The following is a 23,037-nucleotide window of genomic DNA, read 5'->3' as shown; positions in this document are numbered from 1 at the left end:
GCTGGCGTTCAGCCATAGCAAGGCACTAACAAGCGGTCAAAAAGGCTGACCGCCGTAACGCTTATTCGTCAATGGAGGCCCTGTAGGCGTCCGCATCCAGCAGGGAATCCAGTTCAGATTCATCGCTGGGTTTAATTTTAAACAGCCAGCCGGCGGCGTAAGGCTCGCTGTTGACCAGCTCCGGCGCGTCGCCCAGTTGATCATTGACGGCGACAATTTCGCCGCTGACGGGCGCATAAATATCGGAGGCCGCTTTCACCGACTCCGCTACCGCGCACTCGTCGCCTGCGGCGTAGCTGTTGCCCACGTCAGGCAGGTCCACAAATACCATATCGCCCAACAGCTCCTGCGCATGCTCGGTGATGCCGACGGTAAAGGTGCCGTCTGCTTCCTTGCGCACCCACTCATGGCTGTCACGGTATTTCAACTCATTCGGCACATTGCTCATCGCCATTTCTCCTGAAAATAAATTAATGAACCGGCTTACCGCCGCGGACAAAAACAGGTTTGGTTACTTTTACCGGCATTTCACGCTGGCGGATCTCAACGATAGCGCTGTCGCCAATACCGGCCGGCACGCGCGCCAGCGCAATGCTGTAGCCGAGCGTCGGCGAGAAAGAGCCGCTGGTGATAACGCCCTGCTGCGGCTGGCCCTGCGCGTCGGTGAAACGCACCGGCTGGCCGTGACGCAGCACGCCCTTCTCCGTCATGATCAGGCCCACCAGTTTTTCCGTGCCTCTCTCGCGCTGCGCTTCCAGCGCCTCACGCCCGATAAAATCACGATCTTCTGGCTCCCAGCAAACCGTCCAGGCCATATTGGCCGCCAGCGGTGAAACGCCTTCGTCCATCTCCTGACCGTAGAGGTTCATCCCGGCTTCCAGACGCAGCGTATCGCGCGCGCCCAGCCCCGCAGGCTTCACGCCCGCCGCGAGCAGGCGCTGCCAGAAATCTGCCGCCTCGGTCGCAGGCAGCGCAATCTCATAGCCCGCTTCGCCGGTGTACCCTGTGGTGGCGATAAACAGCTCGCCGGACTCTATGCCAAAAAAGGGCTTCATATCGGCTACCGCTTCGCGCTGCGCGGCGCTGAACAGCGTCTGCGCTTTCTGCTGGGCCTGCGGTCCCTGAACGGCAATCAGCGCCAGGTCGTCGCGCTCCGTCAGCGCCACGCCGTATGCCGCGGCATGCTTGCCGATCCACGCCAGATCCTTTTCGCGCGTCGCCGAGTTAACCACGAGGCGGAAAAAGTCTTCGGTCATAAAGTAAACAATCAAATCATCAATGACGCCACCAGAGGCGTTAAGCATGCCGGTGTAGAGCGCCTTGCCGGGCTGCGTCAGTCTGGCGACATCATTAGCGAGCAGATGGCGCAGGAAATCGCGCGTCTGCGCTCCGCGCAAATCGACGATGGTCATATGTGAGACGTCAAACATACCGGCGTCCTGGCGCACGGCATGGTGCTCGTCGATCTGCGAGCCATAGTGCAGCGGCATCATCCAGCCGTGAAAGTCCACCATGCGGGCGCCGCAGGCCTGATGCTGTTCAAACAAAGGGGTTTGCTGAGTCATAGCCATCCTGTCAGAAGCGGGTAAGTTTTGGGGTGTCATCGTCACGATGGCAGCCCGCGCAAACGTTCTCTTTTCCCTGACGTTATCATTGAAAAGCGCGTTTAACCATAAGCTGTACAGGGGTGAATTGAAGCATGCCTTTTAAGGTGCAGGCAAAGCCAATAGCATAATTAACTAGCATTTTGTGATTTATCGCGCAGTAAATCGGATTGTTGCGCAGCTATCCAGCCAGATAATGAGGAAAGCCACGCAAATTGTTAAAAAGACAAAAGAGACAAATCAGCTTCGCATAAATAAAAATAATGCGAAGAAGGGGGTGAAATTAGAATAAATCAAACGAGGCGCGTCTGAGGTGCAGCGACGCCCTTTTTTGGTGCGCCTCGGCTTGCAGGCATAAAAAAAGCCAGCTCAGCGCTGGCTCTAAAAAAGGCGAAACGGGTTTAGCGGAGCCAGTCGGGCATATCATGCAGCCCCATCGCCTGACGCAGCATAGCGGGTTTCACGCCCGGCAGGCTGTCCGCCAGCTTCAGCCCCAGATCGCGCAGCAGCTTTTTCGCCGGACTGGAGCCGGCGAACAGCTCGCGAAAGCCCTGCATGCTGGCCAGCATCAGCGCGGCGCTATGTTTACGGCTGCGTTCGTAACGGCGCAGGTAGAGATGCTGTCCAATATCTTTGCCCTGCTGATGCAGACGACGGATTTCGCCCGTCAGTTCCGCGGCGTCCATAAAGCCGAGATTGACGCCCTGCCCTGCCAGAGGATGAATGGTATGCGCCGCGTCGCCGACCAGCGCCAGACGGTGCGCCGCAAAATTGCGGGCATAGCGCGCCATCAGCGGAAAGGATTTGCGCTCGCTCTCCAGCTGACACAGCCCAAGACGCATATCAAAGGCAACGGCAAGCTGCTGGTTAAACAGCGCCTGCGGCATACTGGCCAGGCGGCTCGCCTCCTGCGGCGACAGCGACCAGACAATCGAGCTGAGGTGAGGGTCCTGCATCGGCAGAAACGCCAGAATGCCGTCGCCGTGAAAGACCTGGCGCGCCACCGATTCATGGGGCCGCTCGGTGCGAATGTTAGCCACCAGCGCGTGATGGTCATAATCCCAGAAGGTCAAGGGGATATCGGCTTTGTTGCGCAGCCAGGAGTTGGCGCCGTCGGCGGCGATAAGCAGGCGCGCGGTAAGCATGGCGCCGTCCTGAAGCGTGACAAAGGCTTCATTTTCGCCGAACGCCACCTGCTGAAGCTGCGCAGGCGCCATCAGCGTGACGTCGCTACAGCGGCTGGCGCGCTGCCAGAGCGCGCTGTGAATCGCCGGATTTTCGACGATGTGTCCCAGGTGCGTCAGCCCCTGCTGCTGATCGTCAAACTGAATCGCGCCGAAACTGTCGCGATCCCACACTTCCATGCCGTGATAAGCGCTGGCGCGACGCGTCAGAATATCAGGCCAGACGTCAAGCTTTTGCAGCAGCCGCTCGCTGGCGGCGTTGATCGCCGAGACGCGAATCGACGGCGCAGCGCTGGCGTCGAACTGCGGCGGCGCTGTTTTTTCCAGCACGGCGACGCGCAGCCCGCTGCCCTGCAAGCCGCAGGCGACCGCCAGTCCAACCATACCGCCGCCGGCGATGACCACATCAAAACTTTGCATCGGTGCCCCTTAGTTAACGCTTAACCCAGCCAAGCGTGCGCTCGGCCAGTTGATTACGCAGCCACGGCAGATGATCCATCGCCATCAGCCCCAGATTTCGTCCCGCCACCAGCGGCGCATAACGATTGGCGAACAGACGCACCAGCCCATCCGTGATGCGGATTGTGGCGTCGCGATCGGGCTGGCGACGCTGCTGATAGTGATGCAGCACGGCATAGCTGCCCGCATCCTGCTGCTGACGATGCGCGGCGGCCAGGGTTTCCGCCAGCGACATCACGTCGCGCAGTCCCAGATTAAAGCCCTGTCCGGCAATAGGGTGCAGCGTCTGCGCCGCGTTGCCCACCAGCGCCAGCCGATGCGCAACCTGCTGCGTCGCGTTTTGCAGCGCCAGCGGATAACTTTCACGCCTGCCGGCATGGGTAAAGCGTCCCAGCCGCCAGCCGAACGCGCGTTGCAGCTGCGCCAGAAACTCATCGTCGCTCCAGCTTTCGACCGCTTCGCGCGCCGACAGCGGGTGACACCATACCAGCGACAGGCGATTGTCCGACATTGGCAGCAGCGCCAGCGGACCATGCTCGGTAAAGCGCTCAAAGGCGCGGCCCTGATGCGGCAGCTGGGTAGAGACGTTGGCGATCACCGCCAGCTGCTGATAATCCTCCCGCTGCCACTGGATGCCGAGCGAGGCGGCAAGCGGAGAGCGCGAGCCGTCTGCCGCGACCAGCAGCGTGCCCTCCAGCTGTTCGCCGCTCTCCAGCCTCACCTGCACGCTGTCCGGCAGCCGCTGCGCGGCCGCGACGCGCGCCGGACAGCGCAAGGTTACGCCAGGCGCGGTTTGCAGCCGCTCAAACAGCCGCTGCCCGACCTCGAAAAGCTCAACGACGTAGCCGAGCGCCGGGATCTGATAAGCATCGGCGTTCAGGGTAACGAATCCGGCATGCCCGCGGTCGGAAACGTGAATATGGGTGATGGGCGTGGCGCGCTTTTCAATACTGCGCCAGAGGTCAATATCCGCCAGCTGCTGACGCGTACCGGCCGCCAGCGCGATAGCGCGGCTGTCATAACCTGGATGGGCGCGGCTGCCGGGCGCGCTGTTCTCAACGAGCGTAACTGGCAGCTGCCCCTGGGTCAGATGGGAGATGGCCAGCGCGAGGGTTGCGCCAGTCATCCCGCCGCCAACGATGATAATACTCATGCCTGCTGCGCCGCTGCCATCAGCGCCTCAATGGCATCCGCGTCTTTCACTACGCTGTCGGTAAGATTCTCATTGCCCGTTTCGGTGATAAGAATGTCATCTTCGATACGGATGCCGATGCCCCGATACTCCACGGGCACATCGGCATCCGGCGCTATGTAGAGACCCGGCTCGACGGTCAGCACCATGCCCGGCTCCAGAATACGGTCGCGCGAAGGCGTGCCGTAATGGCCGACGTCATGCACGTCCAGACCGAGCCAGTGGCTCAACCCGTGCATAAAGAACTTACGGTGCGCCTCTTCCGCAATCAGCGTGTCCACTTCGCCGTGCAGAATGCCCAGATCCACCAGGCCGCTCACCATAATGCGCACCACTTCCTCATTGACCTCGCGAATGCTGACGCCAGGCCGAAACAGCGTCAGCGCCCGATAAAGGGAGGCCAGCACGATGTCGTATACGGCGCGCTGCGGCGCGGTAAACTTGCCATTCACCGGGAAGGTGCGGGTAATATCGCCGGCGTAGCCGTGAAATTCACAGCCGGCATCGATTAACACCAAATCTCCGTCGCGCAGTTCGCTCTCATTTTCGGTGTAGTGCAGAATGCAGCCGTTTTCGCCAGAGCCAACAATGGTGTTATAGGAGGGAAAACGCGCGCCGTGACGGTTAAAGACGTAGTGGATTTCGCCCTCAAGATGGTATTCAAACAGGCCTGGGCGGCAGCTCTCCATGGCGCGGGTGTGCGCCAGCGCGCTGATTTTTCCCGCGCGGCGCAGAATCTCAATCTCTTCCGGCCCTTTGAACAGGCGCATTTCATGAACCCAGGGACGCCAGTCGGTCAGGGTCGCGGGCGCGCTGAGATTTTGCCGGAAACCACGACGCAGCTTATCCAGCGCAGCGAACACCAGCGCATCCGCTTCGGCATATTCGCCCTGAGCGTGGTAAACCACGTCGAGTCCGTTAAGGAGAAGGTGCAGCTGCTCGCCAGTATCATCCCAGGGCAGCGCGCGATCGACGCCTAATTTTTCCGGCGCCGCTTCCTGGCCCAGTCGCCGTCCAAACCAGATTTCCGCCGTCAGATCGCGAACCCGATTAAACAACACGCTGTGGTTATGGGTATCGTCGCTTTTAATCAGCACCAGCAGCGCCTGCGGCTCGTTAAAGCCGGTGAAGTACCAGAAATCGCTGTTCTGACGAAACGGGTATTCGCTGTCATTGCTGCGCGTCGCTTCCGGCGCGGCGAATATCAAGGCGGCGCTGCCCGGCGCCATTTTTGCCAGCAGCGCCTGACGACGCTGCTGGAAAGTGTCCAGAGAAATCATGTTTGCACTCCCTGTAAAACGGGCGCGTCCGCGCCCTGAGATGTCTGGCTTAGTGTAGCGTGGGTTTTTGCACTTCGGGGGCGGTCGGCTGTGGACGATTAAAGGTATCGTGGCACAGCAGCGCCGCGACGCGCACATATTCGATCACCTCTTCCAGCGACTGCTCCAGCTCATCCTGATCCTCATCTTCTTCATAGCCGAGCTGAGCGATAGTACGCAGGTCGTCAATCGCTTCGCCGGTTTCGCCGGTGACTTTGTCCAGCTTCGGCTGGGTCACGCCCAGTCCCAGCAGGAAATGATTGACCCAGCCTGCCAGCGCATCGGCGCGATCGAATACGCTAATGTCTTCGTCGTCCGGCAGCATCAGCTGAAACATAAAGCCTTCGTCTTCCAGCGTACTGGCGGTGCTGTCATGCAGCGTCTGAAGGGGCGTCGCAAGGTTTTGCGAAAACGCCATGCCTTCGTTAGTCAGGTTGTGCACCAGCGTTTTCCAGCTGCTGTCCTGGTTGCCTCCGCACAGAATGCCGCTGATCAGGCCGTGCATTTCTGCTGGCGTCATCCCCACGCCTTGCTGAGAGAGCGCTGACGCCAGCGCGTTGTAATCGGGGGTTGCGTTCTGTAAAGACATAAGGATTCGTCGTCGTTGGCAGAATAAGTTCGTGTTATGCTACCACTAGCTGCCTCAGGGTTTCCAGAAAGGGGTTGTATCTTATTTCGCGGGTCTATATAGTTGCCCGCCTCCCAACGCATTGACAGTAAAGGGAGCTGCGGGCGAAGTAATCAGTCAGGAAGGTGGCATGTCTGCACAACCAGTAGATATACAAATTTTTGGTCGTTCATTGAGAGTGAATTGTCCGCCTGAACAGCAAGATGCGCTGAACGCGGCTGCCGACGATCTCAATCAACGGTTGCAAGATTTAAAAGTTCGCACTAGAGTCACAAATACCGAGCAACTGGTGTTCATCGCCGCGCTAAACATCTGCCATGAACTGGCGCAAGAGAAGGTGAAAACGCGCGATTATGCTGCTAATATGGAACAACGTATCCGTATGCTACAGCAGACGATTGAACAGGCTCTTGTTGAGCAGGGTCGCATTACCGACCGCCAGGGTGCGAAATTCGAATAATACTTTATGGTTGCTGTTTTAGAGTAACGGTGAAGTCAATTTTCTCTGAGATGTTTGCAAGCGGGCCAGTCCCCTGAGCCGATATTTCATACCAACAGAGTGTGGCGCTCTGTAACCTGTGAGCATGCTCGGTTCGTCCGAGAAGCCTGATGGTTGCGACGGCACATTCACCTTGAACCAAGGGTTCAAGGGTTACAGCCTGCGGCGGCATCTCGGAGATCTCCTTACGTTCTGCATCTGTTCTTCCCCGCGCTGAATGATATAGTTGCTCAATCAGCAGCTTATCAGCGGGGTTTTTATGTCTCAGCCCTCTCCTCTCGATCGACACGCTATTCGCCAGCATGTGCGCCATTTGCGCCGCGCGCTGACGGAAGAACAGCAGGAACAGGCCGCCGACCGGCTGGCGGAACATGCTGTTAATTTTGCGCCTCTCGCTAACGCTAATCATGTTGCGCTGTTTCTGTCGGTAGACGGCGAACTCAATACGCGTCCGCTGATTGCCAAACTCTGGCAGCAGAAAAAGCAGGTCTATTTGCCGGTGCTGCACCCTTTTGCCGCCGGCCATTTGCTGTTTCTGCGCTACACGCCCGACACGCTGCTCACGCCGAACAAGCTGCGCATTCCTGAACCGCCGCTCGATATTCGTCAGCTCATTACGCTGGATAAACTGGATGTCATGCTGGTGCCGCTGGTGGCTTTTGACCAGACCGGACAGCGGCTGGGCATGGGCGGCGGCTTTTACGATCGCACCTTGCAGCACTGGCGGCGGCACGGCTTTTTACCGGTTGGTCTGGCGCATGACTGTCAGCAGGTGGATTCTTTGCCGGCTGCGGCATGGGATGTGCCGTTGCCTGCGGTGCTGACGCCGTCGCGACTCTGGCAGTGGGAGTAGCGGCTTTTGCCGTGAGAGAGCGGCTTAAGCATTATGTGCCGTCCGGGAGAGAGCAGACGGCACATATCATCCTGAAGCCTGATTAGCGGATTAGTAAAGCAGACGGGCGCGAATGGTGCCCGGAATCGCCTTCATCAGCTGCAACGCTTTATCCGCCAGATCCTGCGGCGCATCGATGTCGATAACCACATAGCCCATCAGCGGCGAGGTTTGCAGGAACTGCGCGGCAATGTTGATGCCCTGCTCGGCAAAAATCTGGTTAATCGCCGTCAGCACGCCCGGACGGTTTTCATGGATGTGCAGCAGACGGCTGGCGCTGGCACCGTGCATCGGCAGCGACACTTCCGGGAAGTTAACCGCTGAAAGCGTAGAGCCGTTATCGGAGTACTTAGCCAGTTTGCCCGCCACTTCAATACCGATGTTCTCCTGCGCTTCCTGGGTGGAGCCGCCGATGTGCGGCGTCAGGATCACGTTGTCGAACTCGCACAGCGGCGAGCTGAAGGGATCGGTATTGGTTGCCGGTTCCACCGGGAAGACGTCAATGGCCGCGCCGGAAAGGTGTTTGCTCGCCAGGGCGTCGCACAGCGCCGGAATATCGACCACTGTGCCGCGCGAAGCGTTGATCAGCAACGCGCCCTTCTTCATCTGCGCCAGCTCCTGCGCGCCGATCATATCCTGCGTAGAGGGCGTTTCCGGCACATGCAGGCTCACCACGTCGCTCATATTCAGCAGATCGGCAAGGTGGCGCACCTGCGTAGCGTTGCCCAGCGGCAGCTTGTTCTCAATATCGTAGAAAAAGACATGCATCCCCAGGCTCTCAGCCAGCACGCCAAGCTGCATGCCGATATGACCGTAGCCGACGATGCCCAGCTTTTTACCGCGCGCTTCAAAAGAACCCACGGCGTTTTTGTTCCAGATACCGCGGTGCGCTTTGGCGTTCGCCTCAGGGATGCCGCGCAGCATCAGCAGCATTTCACCAATCACCAGTTCAGCAACCGACCGGGTATTCGAGAACGGCGCATTGAACACCGGGATGCCGCGCGTCGCCGCTGCATTGAGATCGACCTGATTGGTGCCGATGCAGAAGCAGCCTACGGCAACCAGCTTTTCCGCTGCGGCGAAAATCTCTTCGGTGAGTTGGGTACGGGAGCGGATGCCGATAAAGTGCGCATCGCGAATGGAGGATTTCAGCGCTTCCGCATCCAGCGCGCCTTTGTGGAATTCGATGTTGGTATACCCTGCCGCCCGCAGATTTTCCAGCGCGCTCTGGTGTACGCCTTCCACCAGCAGGAACTTAATCTTGTCTTTTTCCAGTGATACCTTTGCCATTTCCCCGACCCTATTGTGATTTCAACAATGGCCGCCATAAGCGCGCCTTCTGTCAAAATATCAAAAATTACGCCTGCGGCAATACAACCGTTTGCTTTGCTGCCAGCACGGGGACGGCTTAGCTCAGCACATTGCCACAGAAAATCGGGAGCTGAACGATGAACAGAGGATGAACCTGCTGCCGATGACGCTTATGTGACATAAGTCACCGAATTTGGCAGAAGTCAGAAAAGATGTTTCAGGCAAATAAAAAACCGGCGCGCTCTGCACGCCGGACAGATCATTTTTCGATGGTTTTCACGCCGTCAGGCGTACCGATCAGCGCAATATCCGCGCCGCGCGCCGCAAAGAGTCCAACGGTGACCACGCCGGGCAGCGCGTTGATGGTTTTTTCCAGCTCAATGGGGTCGAGAATACGCAGATTATGCACGTCGAGAATAATGTTGCCATTATCGGTGACGACGTGCTGGCGGTACTCCGGCAAGCCGCCGAGCTTCACCAGCTCGCGCGCGACAAAGGCGCGCGCCATCGGAATCACTTCAACCGGCAGCGGGAAGCGGCCCAGCACATCCACCTCTTTGGAGGCGTCAGCAATACAGATGAACTTATCCGCCACGGCCGCCACGATCTTCTCGCGCGTCAGAGCCGCCCCGCCGCCTTTGATCATCTGCATATGCGGATTGATCTCATCCGCGCCGTCCACGTAGATCGACAAATCGTCGATCTCATTGAGATCGAAAACCGGAATGCCAAGCGCTTTCAGCTTCAGCGTTGAGGCTTCCGAACTGGAAACCGCCCCCTCAATCTGATGTTTCATCGTGGCGAGCGCATCAATAAAGTGCGCGGCAGTGGAACCCGTACCCACCCCGACCACGCTGCCCGACTGCACGTATTTCAGCGCGGCCCAGCCTACGGCTTTTTTCAGTTCATCCTGGGTCATGATATGTTTAAAACCTGTGCGACAACGAAGTGGGCGTAGTATAAAGCAACGTTTGCCGAAAGTGCGCGGCTGTTTCGGCTGCGATGATCGCTTTGGAAGCCAGCCCGCAAAAAAACCACGCCTGAAGGCGGTTCTGCGGCGCGGCGCGCGGAAAGATCCGCAGCGAAGCGCGTCAGATGAATTTTTTGTGGCATAGTAACGTCCATCCTGAAGGAGAGAAAACAACAATGAAACGCCCTGATTATCGAACGCTTCAGGCGCTGGACGCAGTGATTCGCGAACGCGGCTTCGAGCGCGCCGCCCAGAAATTATGCATCACCCAGTCGGCCGTCTCGCAGCGCATTAAACAGCTGGAAAATCTCTTCGGCCAGCCGCTGCTGGTGCGGACCGTGCCGCCGCGCCCCACCGAGCAAGGCCAGAAGCTGCTGGCTCTGCTGCATCAGGTGGAGCTGCTGGAAGAGGAGTGGCTGAGCGATGAGAACGGCGGCACGACGCCGCTGCTGCTGTCGCTGGCGGTCAACGCCGACAGTCTGGCGACCTGGCTGCTGCCCGCGCTGAAAGATGTGCTGGCAGATTCGCCGGTGCGGCTTAATTTGCAGGTCGAAGATGAGACGCGCACCCAGGAGCGGCTGCGCCGCGGCGAAGTGGTCGGCGCGGTCAGTATTCAGCCGCAGCCGCTGCCGAGCTGCCTGGTCGATCAGCTTGGCGCGCTCGACTACCTGTTTGTCGCCTCGCCAGAGTTCGCCGCGCGCTATTTCCCTAACGGCGTGACGCGCTCGGCGCTGCTGAAGGCCCCGGCGGTCGCTTTCGACCACCTTGATGATATGCATCAGGCTTTCCTGCAACAGAACTTCGATCTTTCGCCCGGCAGCGTGCCCTGCCATATCGTCAACTCGTCAGAAGCCTTTGTGCAGCTGGCGCGACAGGGTTCGACCTGCTGTATGATCCCGCATCTGCAAATTGAGCGCGAGCTGGCGGGCGGCGAGCTGCTGGATTTAACCCCCGGCCTGTGCCAGCGGCGTATGCTCTACTGGCACCGCTTTGCGCCGGAGAGCCGCCTGATGCGACGCGTTACCGACGCGCTGATTTCTCACGGTCATCGCGTGCTGCGGCAGGATGATTTAGCGGCTTAACGCAGGCTGGATAGCGCGCCCTGAGCCAGCGGCGCGCGCGGGCGTCGCCCCTGCGCTCAGCCCATTGCGGCCAACAAACTGGCAGGCTGCGCGTGGATGAGGCAAACCCTTCAGGCTGGCGGACTCTATGCCGGGGGCACATTGTGCCGCCTGCGTCGCGTTGCCATTCGCTTGCCGCCTGCGTCCTGGCGAACTCACGGTCTGCGCGTCAGTAAAAAGGGGCGCTGAGCGCCCCTTGTGTTTACTGTGCGCCAGCCGTATTCGGCTTGATGTCGAACACCACATCCACCTGATCGTCAAAGTGAATGCTCTGCTGCTCATAGGTCTGCTGTGCAGAGGTGTCGGCTGACTGGGCAGCGGCTTTATACATGCGCGCCATCGGCATCGGCTGATAGTTGGCAACGTGATAGCGAATGCTGTAGACCGAACCCAGCTTCGCATCAAACCCTTCCGCCAGCGCCGCAGCCTGCTGCTTCGCATTTTCAATCGCCGCCTTCAGCGCCTGCGCCTTATAGCTTTCCGGGTTGGTCACGCCCAGCTCGACCGAACGGATCTCATTCAGACCGCTTTTCAGCGCGCCATCCAGCAGCTCATTCAGCTTATCCAGCTGGCGCAGCGTAACCTGCACCTGACGCACCGCACGGTAGCCTTTCAGCACCGATTTGCCCTCTTTGGTGTAGTCGTACTCCGGCTGCGTGCTGAGGTTGGCGGCATCGATGTCTTTTTTCTCGATGCCATTTTTTTGCAGGAAGTCAAAGTACTGAGCAACGCGATCGTCGGCCTGTTTTTTCGCATCCGCCGCATCCTTTGACGAGACGTTGACCACGATTGAGAGCGTGGCAATATCCGGTCGCGCGTCAACCGTTGCCTGACCAGAGGTCACAACATGCGGTCCGTTCGGCAGCTCATCGGCTACGGCGCTTAGCGGCAGCGCCAGCGCGCCTGTAATGGCGACCAGCGCCAGTGCTTTCAGTTTCACGAAAGTCCTCCTTGAAATCTCTGTTTTGCTGCGGCTTCAAAGGCGCAGGCTTGAATGAAATAGTATGCACGGCTGAGAGCGTGTTATACCCTAAAAGCGCGCGCTTTGCTTATTCTGTTCTGCCGCTTTCAGACTATTCAATCAGAAATTCGCTATTCCTTGCAGCGCCAGCTGACCCGCGATAACCCACATCACCGCGCCGACCAGCAGATTGATCACCCGCTGCGCCCGGACGGTGCGCAAGCGAGGCGACAGCCAGGCCGCCATCAGCGCCAGCCCGAAGAACCAGATGACCGATGCGCTTACGGTGCCAAACGCAAACCAGTGGCGCGCCGTCTGCGTCGGCAGCTGGCTGCCCAGGCTGCCCAGCACCACAAAGGTATCGATATAGACGTGCGGATTGAGCCAGGTAACCGCCAGCAGGGTGGCGATAATGCGCCAGCGGCTCTGCTTTAGCTCGCTGTTGCTGGCCAGATCCACATTGCCGCTGAAAGCGATACGCAAAGCGTTCCAGCCGTACCACAGCAAAAAGGCCACGCCAGCCCAGGTAATGAGCATCAGCAGTAGCGGCGACTGGCGCAGCAAGGCGCTGCCGCCGAAAATGCCGCCGCAAATCAGGGCGATGTCGCTCAGGGAGCACAGTGAAGCCGTCATTAAATGGTATTGACGCTTTACGCCCTGATTCATGACGAACGCATTCTGCGGTCCCAGCGGCAGAATAAGCGAGGCCCCAAGAGCAAGCCCTTGTAAGTACATGGATAACACGGAATTTTCCTTACATCGGTGAGATGTGGGGGAGTATACAGAGCGGGAATTATTAGATGAAATTGAAAAATTTAATTGGGTATTAGAACGATTAATTCGGGCGGCAGGAATGCCGCCCGGCAGATTTTACTGCGCTTGCGCTTCGGCTTCAGGCTCTTTGACGCGATGCAGATGTACATCCATTTGCGGATAAGGAATGCCGATGCCCTTCGCGTCCAGCGCCCGCTTGAAGTTTTTCAGCAGATCCCAGTAGACGTTTTGCAGGTCGCCGCTGTTGCTCCAGCAGCGCACCACGAAGTTCAGCGACGAGGCGGCCAGTTCGTTGAGACCGATCTGTACGCCCATGTCCTGTAGCACGCGCGGATCGTTCTTCACAACTTCTTCCAGCAGCGCAATCACTTCATCAACATCTGCCTCGTAGGCAACGCCGATAATAAATTCATTGCGACGCACCGGCTCGCGGGAAAAGTTAACGATATTGCCCGCAATGATTTTGCCGTTTGGCACTACGACGATTTTACCGTCTGCGCTTTTCAGCGTGGTTGAGAAGATCTGTACGTTAAGCACTGTGCCCATTACGCCGCCGAGGTCGACAAACTCGCCCGCACGGAACGGACGGAAGGTGACCAGCAGTACGCCTGCTGCCAGATTAGACAGTGAGCCTTGCAGCGCCAGACCAACCGCCAGGCCTGCGGCACCCAGCACGGCAATCACCGAGGCGGTTTGTACGCCGATGCGACCCAGCGCAGCGATCAGCGTAAAGGCAATAATGCCGTAACGTACCAGCGCTGAAAGAAAATCTGCGACCGTTTTGTCGATATGGCGCGCTACCAGCACGCGGTTAAGGCCGCGTGAGATAATGCGCGCAACGATCATCCCGAGGATAAGGATAACGATAGCCGCTACGATATTGACCGCATAGCTGAGGATCAACGCCTGATTACGTACCAGCCAGCCACCAGCGTTGTGAATGCCGTCTACGACATTTAAGTCTTCCATTTGAGTGCCCTGTTGTTGAATTCCCTGTCGGGAAAGTCAAATCACAGCCAGAAAATTCCGGCAAACCAGATAACAAGGGTAATCAACATTGGAATGATATGCCAAATTCGCGTTGAATTAGCTGAAATTTTAAGCAATTTACCGCAGCGGCTGCATAAAAAAGGCCAGATCAACAGATCTGGCCTGAGTGCTTACCCGCGATGCGGATTACAGACGATCGATAGCGTTCAGCTCTTTGAAAGCCTGCTCAAGGCGCACAACCATTGAGGCTTGCGCCGCACGCAGCCAGACGCGCGGATCGTAATATTTCTTGTTCGGGCTGTCGGCACCCTGCGGGTTGCCGAGCTGGCCTTGCAGATACTCTTCGTTCTTTTTGTAGTACTGCAAAATACCGTCCCAGGTTGCCCACTGGGTATCGGTATCGATGTTCATCTTGATCACGCCATAGCTGATGGACTCTTCGATTTCTGCCGCAGACGAGCCGGAGCCGCCGTGGAAAACGAAGTCCAGCGCGTTGTGCGGCAGGCCATGTTTTTCACAAACGTACTTCTGCGAGTCGCGCAGAATGGTCGGCGTCAGCTTAACGTTGCCCGGCTTGTAAACGCCGTGCACGTTACCAAACGAGGCAGCAATGGTGAAACGCTTGCTGATTTTGCTCAGTTCGGTGTAGGCATAGTCAACGTCTTCCGGCTGGCTATACAGCGCAGACGCGTCAACGTGGCTGTTGTCCACGCCATCTTCTTCGCCACCGGTCACGCCCAGCTCGATCTCCAGCGTCATGCCCAGTTTGTCCATGCGCGCCAGGTACTTGCTGCAAATTTCAATGTTTTCTTCCAGCGACTCTTCAGAGAGATCGATCATATGAGAAGAGAACAGCGGTTTGCCGGTTTTCTTGAAGTGTTCTTCGCCCGCGTCCAGCAGACCGTCGATCCACGGCAGCAGTTTCTTCGCGCAGTGGTCGGTGTGCAGGATCACAGGAACGCCGTACTGTTCAGCCATCAGGTGAACGTGGTGCGCGCCAGAAATGGCGCCAAAAATGGCTGCGCCCTGCGGCTTGTCGGTTTTAAAGCCTTTACCCGCGATAAATGCCGCGCCGCCGTTAGAGAACTGCACGATTACCGGCGCTTTAACTTTCGCAGCCGCTTCCAGCACGGCGTTGATGGAGTCGGTGCCGACGCAGTTTACCGCTGGCAGCGCGAATTTATTCTCCTTCGCGACCTGGAAGATCTTCTGAACGTCATCACCAGTGACAACGCCGGGTTTAACGAAATCAAAAATTTTAGACATGATTGTGTCCTGTTTCGTGACCGACTATCCCAAAAGGGACAGCGCTTTAAACGCCCTACGGGGCAAGTCTTCAGGCGACGCGCCGAGGCGTCGCCCCCAAAGGATTACTGCTTAGCACGCTCTTCCAGCATGGCGACCGCAGGCAGTTTTTTGCCTTCGACGAACTCCAGGAAAGCGCCGCCGCCGGTAGAGATGTAAGAAATTTTGTCTTCGATGCCGAACAGGTCGATAGCCGCCAGGGTATCGCCGCCGCCTGCTACAGAGAACGCGTCGCTGTCGGCAATGGCGTTAGCCACGATTTCGGTGCCCTTACGGAAATTCGGGAATTCAAATACGCCCACCGGGCCGTTCCACAGAATGGTTTTGGCTTCTTTCAGCAGCTTCGCCATCGCCTGCGCGGTTTCATCGCCGAAGTCCATAATCTCTTCGTTATCCGCCACTTCGGAAACCTTTTTCACGGTCGCCGGAGCAGTTTCAGAGAATTCCGTGCCTACGCGGGAATCGGTCGGAACCGGAATACCGTACTGATCGCGCAGGCCTTTCGCCGCCTCGACAAAGTCCGGCTCGTAGAGTGATTTGCCCACGTTGTTGTCGATCGCCACGAAGGTGTTGGCGATACCGCCACCGACGATCACGGTGTCAGCGATTTTCACCAGCGACTGCAATACGTCGAATTTGGTCGACACTTTTGAACCGCCGACAACGGCCACCAGCGGACGCTCCGGGTTGCTCATCACTTTACCCAGCGCTTCCAGCTCGGCGGACAGCAGCGGGCCGGCACAGGCGATCGGCGCGAACTTGCCCACGCCATGAGTTGAAGCCTGCGCGCGGTGCGCAGTACCAAATGCGTCCATAACGAACACGTCGCACAGCGCAGCGTATTTCTTCGACAGCGCTTCGTCGTCTTTCTTCTCGCCCTTATTGAAGCGAACGTTTTCCAGCACCACCAGTTCGCCTGCGCCAACTTCCACGCCGTCGAGGTAGTCTTTAGCCAGGGTAACGTTGGTGCCGTTCAGTTTATCTTTCAGATAGTTAACAACAGGCAGCAGGGAGAATTCTTCGTTGTATTCACCTTCGGTCGGACGACCCAGGTGAGAGGTTACCATCACTTTCGCGCCCTGTTTCAACGCCGATTCGATGGTAGGCAGAGAAGCACGGATACGTGCGTCTGACGTCACTTTCCCTTCTTTTACTGGTACGTTTAGATCGGCACGGATCAGAACGCGCTTACCAGCCAGATCCAAATCGGACATCTTAATTACAGACATGGTGAACCCTCTCGTTGATTCTCATAAGTTTTGCCAGGCGCAAACCGCGCCTTACCTGAAACCGCTTGCGGCCATCGCTAACGTCGTGTCGAGCATTCGGTTAGCAAAGCCCCATTCGTTGTCGCACCAGACCAGGGTCTTGATCAGGCGCTGACCGCTGACCCGCGTTTGCGTGCCGTCCACAATGGCACTGTGCGGATCGTGGTTAAAATCTACTGAGACTAACGGTAATTCCGTATAGTCAACTATACCACGAAATGCCCCTTCTGACGCATGACGCAGCAGCGCGTTAACCTCTGCGGCCCTTACCGACTGCCGCACCGAGACGCTTAAATCAATGGCGGTCACGTTAATGGTTGGTACGCGAACCGCGATAGCTTCGAAGCGATCGTTAAATTTCGGAAAAATGCGCGTAATCCCCGCGGCCAGTTTGGTATCAACCGGAATAATCGACTGACTGGCGGCGCGCGTGCGGCGCAGATCGCTGTGATAGGCGTCGATCACCTGCTGATCGTGCATGGCCGAATGGATGGTCGTTACCGTGCCGGATTCAATGCCAAAGGCGTCATCCAGCAGCTTAATCACTGGAATAATGCAGTTGGTGGTGCAGGAGGCATTGGAAACAATGCGGTCAGTTTGTTTAAGAGCCTGTTCGTTAACGCCGAACACGACGGTGGCGTCGAGATCGTTACCGCCGGGATGGGAAAAGAGCACTTTTTTGGCTCCCGCCTGTAAATGCGCCTCGCCGTCCGCCCGACTGCCGTAGACGCCGGTGCAGTCCAGCACTATATCGACGTTAAGTTCGCGCCACGGCAGCATCCCGATGTCAGCATGATGCAGAATACGCAGGGTATCGTCGCCAATACAGAGTAAATCACGCTCCTGACGCACGTCAAAAGCGAAGCGGCCATGGCTGGTGTCATACTTCAGCAGATGCGCCATTCCCGCGGCTTCCGCCAGCTCATTGATGGCGACAACGGTGATTTCCGCCCGCCGGCCGGTTTCATAGAGTGCGCGCAGCACGTTGCGCCCGATGCGGCCAAATCCGTTTATGGCAATGCGAACCGTCATATCACCCCTGCAAATAAATTCAGTGCAAAATCGGAGCGTTAGCCTGAGCCAGACGTTGACGTTTGTACAGGAAATTATTGCGCTTTTGCCATGGTCTGCCAGCTGAAAAAAAGCCGTCGCAGCGCCTACTGAAACGGTTCAGCTACAATAAATAGAACCGCTAAAAATTGGAATGCGTCAGATCAAATCAGAATCTGAAAATCAGACGGCGATCACACTAAAAACTTCAGGATGCATATAAAACGACCATCTGACGCGGCTCCGTTTCATAGAGTCATTGTAGCTTGCCGCGCAGTCGGACAGCGGTAACAGGCGCTTCCTTATGACAGACAACCTATGAATTACAACCTGCTTTGGTACCTTTGGTTTATCTGGTCTTTCGCTCTGGTGGTCTACGTATTTAGCTGGAGCGTTACGCTGGCGATGGTTCGTCAGTATCGCGGGCTGCTGCTGGCGCTGGGGATGACGTTTATCGCCCAGGCAGCTTTCAGGAAATTACTATTCAATAAAGGAATAATGATGTTTAAACGCAAAGAGAACGGTTTTAATGCCGGCTACGCCGAGAAGTTTGCTCCCGATCCCGCGCTCGAAGATGACTTCGAAGAGAGCGTCTCCGTCGCCACCGTGGTTAAGGTCGCCCCGGATCACACCACCACCATCCCGGAAACCTGCGCGATCAACGGCGAAATCACCTCCCAGGGCGATATTCACATTAATGGCACCGTGACGGGAAAAATTAACGCCGAGAAAACCGTTTTTGTGCAAAAAAAGGGGCGCGTTGACGGGGAGATTTATGCGCAGCGCATTGAAATCAGCGGCGAGTTAAAAGGACTGTGCCGCAGCCGGGAAGTCGCCATTAATGCCGAAGGCTTTATGGATGGCACCGTGGAATGCGACTCGCTCGCCGTCCATCATCAGGGACGTTTCTACGGCGTATCTAAACCCTGGGAGCAGAATAAGACCGAAGCGCCAACGCCCTCCGGTCAGGAGTTTCAACTGCATAAGGCGACGCTGTTGCAGCAGTAGCCTTTCTGGTTCGCCTGCACAGGCAGGCGAACCTTTACGCCTTACAGTACCGCTTTCGCCTGCGCGACAACGTTGTCGACGGTAAAGCCAAACACCTCAAACAGCTTCTCTGCCGGGGCAGATTCGCCGAAGGTGGTCATGCCCACCACCGCGCCGTGCAGGCCGGTATAACGCTGCCAGTAGTCAGCGATGCCCGCCTCGATAGCCACGCGCGCGCCCACGGCCTTCGGCAGCACCGCTTCGCGATAGGCCGCATCCTGCTTATCGAAGGCGTCGGTAGACGGCATAGAGACCACGCGCGCCTTGATGCCTTCGCTGCTCAGCTTGTCCCAGGCCGCCACCGCCAGCTCAACTTCGGAACCGGTGGCGATCAGGATCAGCTGCGGCTGACCGTCGCAGTCTTTCAGGATATAGCCGCCGCGCGCGATATTCGCCAGCTGCTCCGGGGTGCGCTCCTGCTGCGCCAGGTTCTGACGCGAGAAGATCAGCGCGCTTGGGCCATCTTTACGCTCGATAGCGTATTTCCACGCCACCGCGGATTCAACCTGGTCACACGGACGCCAGGTGCTCATGTTCGGCGTGGTGCGCAGGCTGGCCAGCTGCTCGACCGGCTGGTGCGTCGGACCGTCTTCGCCCAGACCGATAGAGTCGTGGGTGTAGACCATGATCTGGCGAATCTTCATCAGCGCCGCCATACGCGCCGCGTTGCGCGCGTATTCGACGAACATCAGGAAGGTCGCGGTGTAAGGCAGGAAGCCGCCATGCAGCGCGATGCCGTTAGCGATAGCGGTCATACCGAATTCGCGCACGCCGTAGTGAATATAGTTGCCCGCCAGGTCAACGTTGATCGGCTTAGAGCCAGACCACATGGTCAGGTTGCTCGGCGCCAGGTCGGCAGAACCGCCCAGATATTCCGGCAGCAGCTTGCCGAACGCTTCAATGGCGTTCTGCGAGGCTTTACGGCTGGCGATTTTCGCCGGACTGGCCTGAAGCTGTTCGATAAATTTCTGCGACTCTTCCTGCCAGTTAGCCGGCAGTTCGTTGCTGACGCGACGTTTGAACTCGGCGGCCAGCTCCGGGAAAGCCTGCGCGTAGGCGGCGAACTTCTCGTCCCACTTGGCTTCTTTTGCCTTGCCCGCTTCTTTCGCGTCCCACTCGGCGTAAATTTCTGACGGGATAACGAAAGGCGCGTGTTCCCAGCCCAGCTGTTTACGCGTCAGCGCCACTTCGTCGTCGCCCAGCGGCGCGCCGTGCGAGTCGTGGGTGCCGGCTTTGTTCGGCGAGCCGAAGCCGATCACGGTTTTGCACATCAGCAGCGAAGGCTTGTCGCTGACCGCTTTCGCCTCTTCAATCGCCTTAGCGATCGCGTCCGCATCGTGACCGTCCACGCCGCGCACCACGTGCCAGCCGTAGGCTTCGAAACGTTTTGCGGTGTCGTCGGTGAACCAGCCGTCGATATGGCCGTCGATAGAGATGCCGTTATCGTCGTAGAACGCCACCAGTTTGCCCAGCTTCAGCGTGCCGGCCAGCGAGCAGACCTCGTGGGAAATCCCTTCCATCATGCAGCCGTCGCCCATAAACACATAAGTGTTGTGATCGACGATGTCGTGACCCGGACGGTTAAACTGTGCCGCCAGCGTGCGCTCGGCGATCGCAAAGCCCACCGCGTTGGCGATCCCCTGGCCCAGCGGACCGGTGGTGGTTTCAACGCCTGGGGTGTAGCCGTATTCCGGGTGACCTGGAGTTTTTGAGTGCAGCTGACGGAAATTTTGCAGCTCGCTCATCGGCAGATCGTAGCCGGTGAGGTGCAGCAGGCTGTAAATCAGCATAGAGCCGTGGCCGTTAGACAGCACGAAGCGATCGCGATCGGCCCACTGCGGGTTGGTCGGATTATGGTTCAGGTAGCCGCGCCACAGCACCTCGGCGATATCGGCCATACCCATCGGGGCCCCCGGATGTCCCGATTTGGCTTTCTGTACTGCGTCCATACTTAACGCGCGAATGGCGTTGGCAAGCTCTTTACGAGAGGGCATTTTCTACTCCAGGTCGGATGAATGATTCACCTTTTTAACTCATTGTTATTAATGGTTTATCAGGCAAAACAAGAAAAAAGTCGCTCATCAATGTACATGAAAATCGGGGCAAAAGTACATGCGTGCCGTGCTAATTGTCGCCGTTCCGTCTGGCATTTAGGGCATTATCTGCTAGCGCAGTCGCCTCCTGCACGCTATAACCGATCCGTTGCGGCGCCTGGCCTTTTTTCAGGTGCCTGTTTTTCTTACCTTGTTATGTACGGGACTTAACGATGAAGATTCCAGGAATGGTTGCAGTCTCTCTGGCGGCGCTGCTCAGCGGCTGTCAGGGAATGGACAATAACGCGCTGCTACAGTCGGGGGCGCAGGCTTTTCAGGCTTATACCCTCAATGACGCGCAGGTGAAACAGCTTAGCGATCAATCCTGCGCACAGATGGACAAAGAGAATCAGCTTGCGCCTGCGGACAGCACCTACCAGCAGCGTCTCAACAAGATCGCCGCCGCGCTGGGCGACAATATCAACGGCACGCCGGCCAACTATAAGGTTTACGTCACCAAAGACGTCAACGCCTGGGCAATGGCGAATGGCTGTATCCGCGTCTACAGCGGCCTGATGGATATGATGGATGACAATGAAGTCGAAGGCGTGCTGGGCCATGAGATGGGACACGTGGCGCTGGGCCATACGCGCAAAGCGATGCAGGTGGCATTCGGCACCACGGCGGCGCGCACTGCGGCCTCGTCGGTTGGCGGTATTATCGGCTCGCTGTCGCAGTCGCAGCTGGGGGATATGGGCGAGCAGCTGGTTAACGCCCAGTTCTCGCAAACGCAGGAGTCTCAGGCGGATGACTACTCTTACGACCTACTGAAAAAGCGCGGCATCGATCCGATGGGTCTGGCCACCAGCTTCGAGAAACTGGCGAAAATGCAGCAGGGCCAGCAGAGCAGCCTGTTTGATTCCCATCCGGACTCGGCGGCGCGCGCGCAGCATATTCGCGAGCGCATCGCGGCGGACGGCGGAAAATAAGCGGAGGCGCGCTGTGATGTGACAGCGCGCCTCATCCGGGTGTTAACGCTTAAACAGCTGTCCGACCAGCGACGCCAGATCGAGCTGATTGTTCTGCGCCGCCTGCGGGTGGATTTCGCCCTGCGGTGAAAGACGATCGATTAACTGCGGCAGCAGCTCAGCCAGCGTGCCGGAGGCGCCGTTCACATCGGTGCCCAGCTTTTGCGCCAGCGACTGCAACGCCTCTTCGCCCAACGCCGATTTCAGCTCTCCGCCGCTCACCGACTGGTTGCCGCCATTGCCGATCCAGGAAGCCAGAATTTCGCCCAGGCCGCCCTGCTGAAACTTTTGCAGCAGCGCTTCAACGCCGCCCTGCTCCTGCACCCAGTGCCATACCGCTTCCAGTTCACCCAGGGTGTTGCGTCCGTTGCCGTTGCCTAACGCCCCTACAAGCTGATCGAGTAATCCCATGATGTTCTCCAGAAATAAGCGGGCGCCTGTTCGCGCCCTGATTAGATAATTAGCCTTTATTCGCCGCCTGAACGTGCAGCATATCCAGCGCCAGCGTCGCCGCGGCCAGCGAGGTGAGATCGGCGTGATCGTAGCCCGGCGCGACTTCGACCAGATCCATGCCCACAATGTTCAACCCTTGCAGGCCGCGCACCAGTTTGGTGGCTTTGTCGGTGGTCAGGCCGCCGATAACCGGCGTGCCGGTGCCGGGCGCGTGCGCCGGGTCCAGACAGTCGATGTCAAAGGTCAGGTAGACCGGCATATCGCCCACGGTGCGCTTAATTTCCGCCAGAATGTCATCCACGCTGCGATCGTTCACCTGCGCCGCATCCAGCACGTTAAAGCCCAGGCTCTTGTCGAACTCGGTACGAATGCCAATCTGCACCGAATGCTGCGGATCGATCAGCCCCTCTTTCGGCGCGGTAAAGAACATGGTGCCGTGGTCAAAGGTCGGTCCGTTGGAATAGGTATCGGTATGCGCGTCAAAGTGCACCAGCGCCAGCTTGCCGAAATGTTTCGCGTGGGCGCGCAGCAGCGGCAGCGTGACGTAGTGGTCGCCGCCGAAGGTCAGCATACGTTTGCCGTTCGCCAGCAGTTTTTCCGCATGCGCCTGAAGCTTGTCGGAAAGGTCCTGCGAATCGCCGAAGGCATAGACCAGATCGCCGCAGTCCACGACGTTAAGGCGCTGACGCAGATCGAACTGCCACGGCCAGCGACAGCCTTCCCAGGCCAGATTGGTCGAGATCTGGCGAATAGCGCCCGGTCCCAAACGACTGCCTGGACGACCTGAGGTGGCGGCGTCAAAGGGCACGCCGGTAATCACCCACTCGGCGTCGCTGCTGTAAGGCTGAAAGTTCACTGGAAAACGCATAAAGCCAAACGCGTTGGAAACCAGTGAGTTGTCGTATTGATTATTCAGTGTATTGTACATAAATCGCCTCTTTGTCCGCTG

At 57.9% G+C, this 23,037-nt stretch carries 23 protein-coding genes and 1 other RNA gene; 6 read left to right on the top strand and 18 right to left on the bottom strand.

Going from position 1 to position 23,037, the window contains the following annotated elements; translation table 11 throughout:
- Positions 1-61 precede the first annotated feature (61 nt).
- The 6 genes from gcvH to BBB56_RS14400 all read right to left on the bottom strand — a co-directional run bounded on the left by gcvH (position 62) and on the right by BBB56_RS14400 (position 6,347).
- Positions 62-448, bottom strand: a complete 387-nt coding sequence (gene gcvH / locus BBB56_RS14425) for a glycine cleavage system protein GcvH (protein ID WP_123801643.1) — start codon at positions 446-448, stop codon at positions 62-64.
- A gap of 22 nt (positions 449-470) precedes the next feature.
- A complete protein-coding gene (gene gcvT / locus BBB56_RS14420; protein WP_123801642.1) occupies positions 471-1,565 on the bottom strand; it encodes a glycine cleavage system aminomethyltransferase GcvT in 1,095 nt (364 codons plus the stop codon).
- Between the two features lie 440 nt (positions 1,566-2,005).
- Positions 2,006-3,208, bottom strand: a complete 1,203-nt coding sequence (ubiI, locus tag BBB56_RS14415; RefSeq protein WP_123801641.1) for an FAD-dependent 2-octaprenylphenol hydroxylase — start codon at positions 3,206-3,208, stop codon at positions 2,006-2,008.
- A gap of 13 nt (positions 3,209-3,221) precedes the next feature.
- A complete protein-coding gene (gene ubiH / locus BBB56_RS14410; protein ID WP_123801640.1) occupies positions 3,222-4,400 on the bottom strand; it encodes a 2-octaprenyl-6-methoxyphenyl hydroxylase in 1,179 nt (392 codons plus the stop codon).
- Positions 4,397-5,719, bottom strand: a complete 1,323-nt coding sequence (gene pepP / locus BBB56_RS14405) for a Xaa-Pro aminopeptidase (RefSeq protein ID WP_123801639.1) — start codon at positions 5,717-5,719, stop codon at positions 4,397-4,399. Before pepP ends, ubiH begins: the two co-directional genes overlap by 4 nt.
- A gap of 49 nt (positions 5,720-5,768) precedes the next feature.
- Positions 5,769-6,347, bottom strand: coding sequence for a YecA/YgfB family protein (locus BBB56_RS14400; RefSeq protein ID WP_123801638.1), 579 nt, complete (start codon positions 6,345-6,347; stop codon positions 5,769-5,771).
- Between the two features lie 169 nt (positions 6,348-6,516).
- Between BBB56_RS14400 and zapA the strand changes: the two genes are divergently transcribed.
- The 3 genes from zapA (at position 6,517) to BBB56_RS14385 (ending at position 7,738) form a co-directional block, all read left to right on the top strand.
- Complete coding sequence (gene zapA, locus BBB56_RS14395) at positions 6,517-6,846, top strand: cell division protein ZapA (protein WP_081140900.1); 330 nt, start codon at positions 6,517-6,519, stop codon at positions 6,844-6,846.
- A gap of 39 nt (positions 6,847-6,885) precedes the next feature.
- A non-coding RNA gene (gene ssrS / locus BBB56_RS14390) (6S RNA) lies at positions 6,886-7,069 on the top strand.
- Positions 7,070-7,144: 75 nt separating this feature from the next.
- Positions 7,145-7,738, top strand: coding sequence for a 5-formyltetrahydrofolate cyclo-ligase (locus BBB56_RS14385; protein ID WP_123801637.1), 594 nt, complete (start codon positions 7,145-7,147; stop codon positions 7,736-7,738).
- A gap of 90 nt (positions 7,739-7,828) precedes the next feature.
- On the opposite strand, the gene serA is transcribed toward BBB56_RS14385, so the two are convergent.
- From serA to BBB56_RS14370, 3 genes are all read right to left on the bottom strand, one after another.
- A complete protein-coding gene (serA, locus tag BBB56_RS14380) occupies positions 7,829-9,067 on the bottom strand; it encodes a phosphoglycerate dehydrogenase (RefSeq protein ID WP_123801636.1) in 1,239 nt (412 codons plus the stop codon).
- 280 nt (positions 9,068-9,347) lie between these two features.
- The gene (rpiA, locus tag BBB56_RS14375; protein ID WP_123801635.1) at positions 9,348-10,007 is read right to left on the bottom strand and encodes a ribose-5-phosphate isomerase RpiA; all 660 of its coding nucleotides are present in this window, start codon (positions 10,005-10,007) and stop codon (positions 9,348-9,350) included.
- On the bottom strand, positions 10,004-10,201 hold the full coding sequence (locus BBB56_RS14370) for a hypothetical protein (RefSeq protein ID WP_123801634.1): 198 nt from the start codon (positions 10,199-10,201) through the stop codon (positions 10,004-10,006). The genes rpiA and BBB56_RS14370 overlap by 4 nt, the downstream gene beginning before the upstream one ends.
- Before the next feature lie 33 nt (positions 10,202-10,234).
- Between BBB56_RS14370 and BBB56_RS14365 the strand changes: the two genes are divergently transcribed.
- Entirely contained in the window at positions 10,235-11,140 is a 906-nt protein-coding gene (locus BBB56_RS14365) for a LysR family transcriptional regulator ArgP (protein WP_033752211.1), read from the top strand.
- A gap of 241 nt (positions 11,141-11,381) precedes the next feature.
- On the opposite strand, the gene BBB56_RS14360 is transcribed toward BBB56_RS14365, so the two are convergent.
- From BBB56_RS14360 to epd, 6 genes are all read right to left on the bottom strand, one after another.
- Positions 11,382-12,119 (bottom strand): oxidative stress defense protein, encoded by a 738-nt coding sequence (locus BBB56_RS14360; RefSeq protein ID WP_123801633.1) that lies wholly within the window; start codon positions 12,117-12,119, stop codon positions 11,382-11,384.
- Positions 12,120-12,260: 141 nt separating this feature from the next.
- Positions 12,261-12,884, bottom strand: coding sequence for an arginine exporter ArgO (gene argO / locus BBB56_RS14355; protein ID WP_123801632.1), 624 nt, complete (start codon positions 12,882-12,884; stop codon positions 12,261-12,263).
- A gap of 126 nt (positions 12,885-13,010) precedes the next feature.
- The gene (gene mscS, locus BBB56_RS14350; RefSeq protein WP_123801631.1) at positions 13,011-13,883 is read right to left on the bottom strand and encodes a small-conductance mechanosensitive channel MscS; all 873 of its coding nucleotides are present in this window, start codon (positions 13,881-13,883) and stop codon (positions 13,011-13,013) included.
- A gap of 207 nt (positions 13,884-14,090) precedes the next feature.
- Positions 14,091-15,170, bottom strand: coding sequence for a class II fructose-bisphosphate aldolase (fbaA, locus tag BBB56_RS14345; protein ID WP_123801630.1), 1,080 nt, complete (start codon positions 15,168-15,170; stop codon positions 14,091-14,093).
- Positions 15,171-15,274: 104 nt separating this feature from the next.
- Positions 15,275-16,438: a phosphoglycerate kinase gene (pgk, locus tag BBB56_RS14340; RefSeq protein ID WP_123801629.1), complete on the bottom strand. Its 1,164-nt coding sequence runs from the start codon at positions 16,436-16,438 to the stop codon at positions 15,275-15,277.
- Between the two features lie 51 nt (positions 16,439-16,489).
- Positions 16,490-17,509: an erythrose-4-phosphate dehydrogenase gene (gene epd, locus BBB56_RS14335; protein ID WP_123801628.1), complete on the bottom strand. Its 1,020-nt coding sequence runs from the start codon at positions 17,507-17,509 to the stop codon at positions 16,490-16,492.
- A 336-nt stretch (positions 17,510-17,845) separates the two neighbouring features.
- Between epd and BBB56_RS14330 the strand changes: the two genes are divergently transcribed.
- Positions 17,846-18,535, top strand: a complete 690-nt coding sequence (locus BBB56_RS14330) for a bactofilin family protein (protein WP_123801627.1) — start codon at positions 17,846-17,848, stop codon at positions 18,533-18,535.
- Positions 18,536-18,576: 41 nt separating this feature from the next.
- On the opposite strand, the gene tkt is transcribed toward BBB56_RS14330, so the two are convergent.
- Positions 18,577-20,568 (bottom strand): transketolase, encoded by a 1,992-nt coding sequence (tkt, locus tag BBB56_RS14325; protein WP_123801626.1) that lies wholly within the window; start codon positions 20,566-20,568, stop codon positions 18,577-18,579.
- Between the two features lie 272 nt (positions 20,569-20,840).
- On the opposite strand from tkt, the gene loiP reads away from it, so the two are divergent.
- On the top strand, positions 20,841-21,596 hold the full coding sequence (gene loiP, locus BBB56_RS14320; protein ID WP_123801625.1) for a metalloprotease LoiP: 756 nt from the start codon (positions 20,841-20,843) through the stop codon (positions 21,594-21,596).
- A gap of 42 nt (positions 21,597-21,638) precedes the next feature.
- On the opposite strand, the gene BBB56_RS14315 is transcribed toward loiP, so the two are convergent.
- Both BBB56_RS14315 and speB read right to left on the bottom strand, forming a co-directional pair.
- On the bottom strand, positions 21,639-22,046 hold the full coding sequence (locus BBB56_RS14315; protein WP_123801624.1) for a YidB family protein: 408 nt from the start codon (positions 22,044-22,046) through the stop codon (positions 21,639-21,641).
- Between the two features lie 49 nt (positions 22,047-22,095).
- Positions 22,096-23,016, bottom strand: coding sequence for an agmatinase (gene speB, locus BBB56_RS14310; protein WP_123801623.1), 921 nt, complete (start codon positions 23,014-23,016; stop codon positions 22,096-22,098).
- Positions 23,017-23,037: the final 21 nt, after the last annotated feature.

The sequence above is a fragment of the Candidatus Pantoea deserta genome (assembly GCF_003813865.1).
In the GTDB taxonomy this organism is placed as follows: domain Bacteria; phylum Pseudomonadota; class Gammaproteobacteria; order Enterobacterales; family Enterobacteriaceae; genus Pantoea; species Pantoea deserta.
This window is presented reverse-complemented; position numbering and strand designations above follow the sequence as displayed.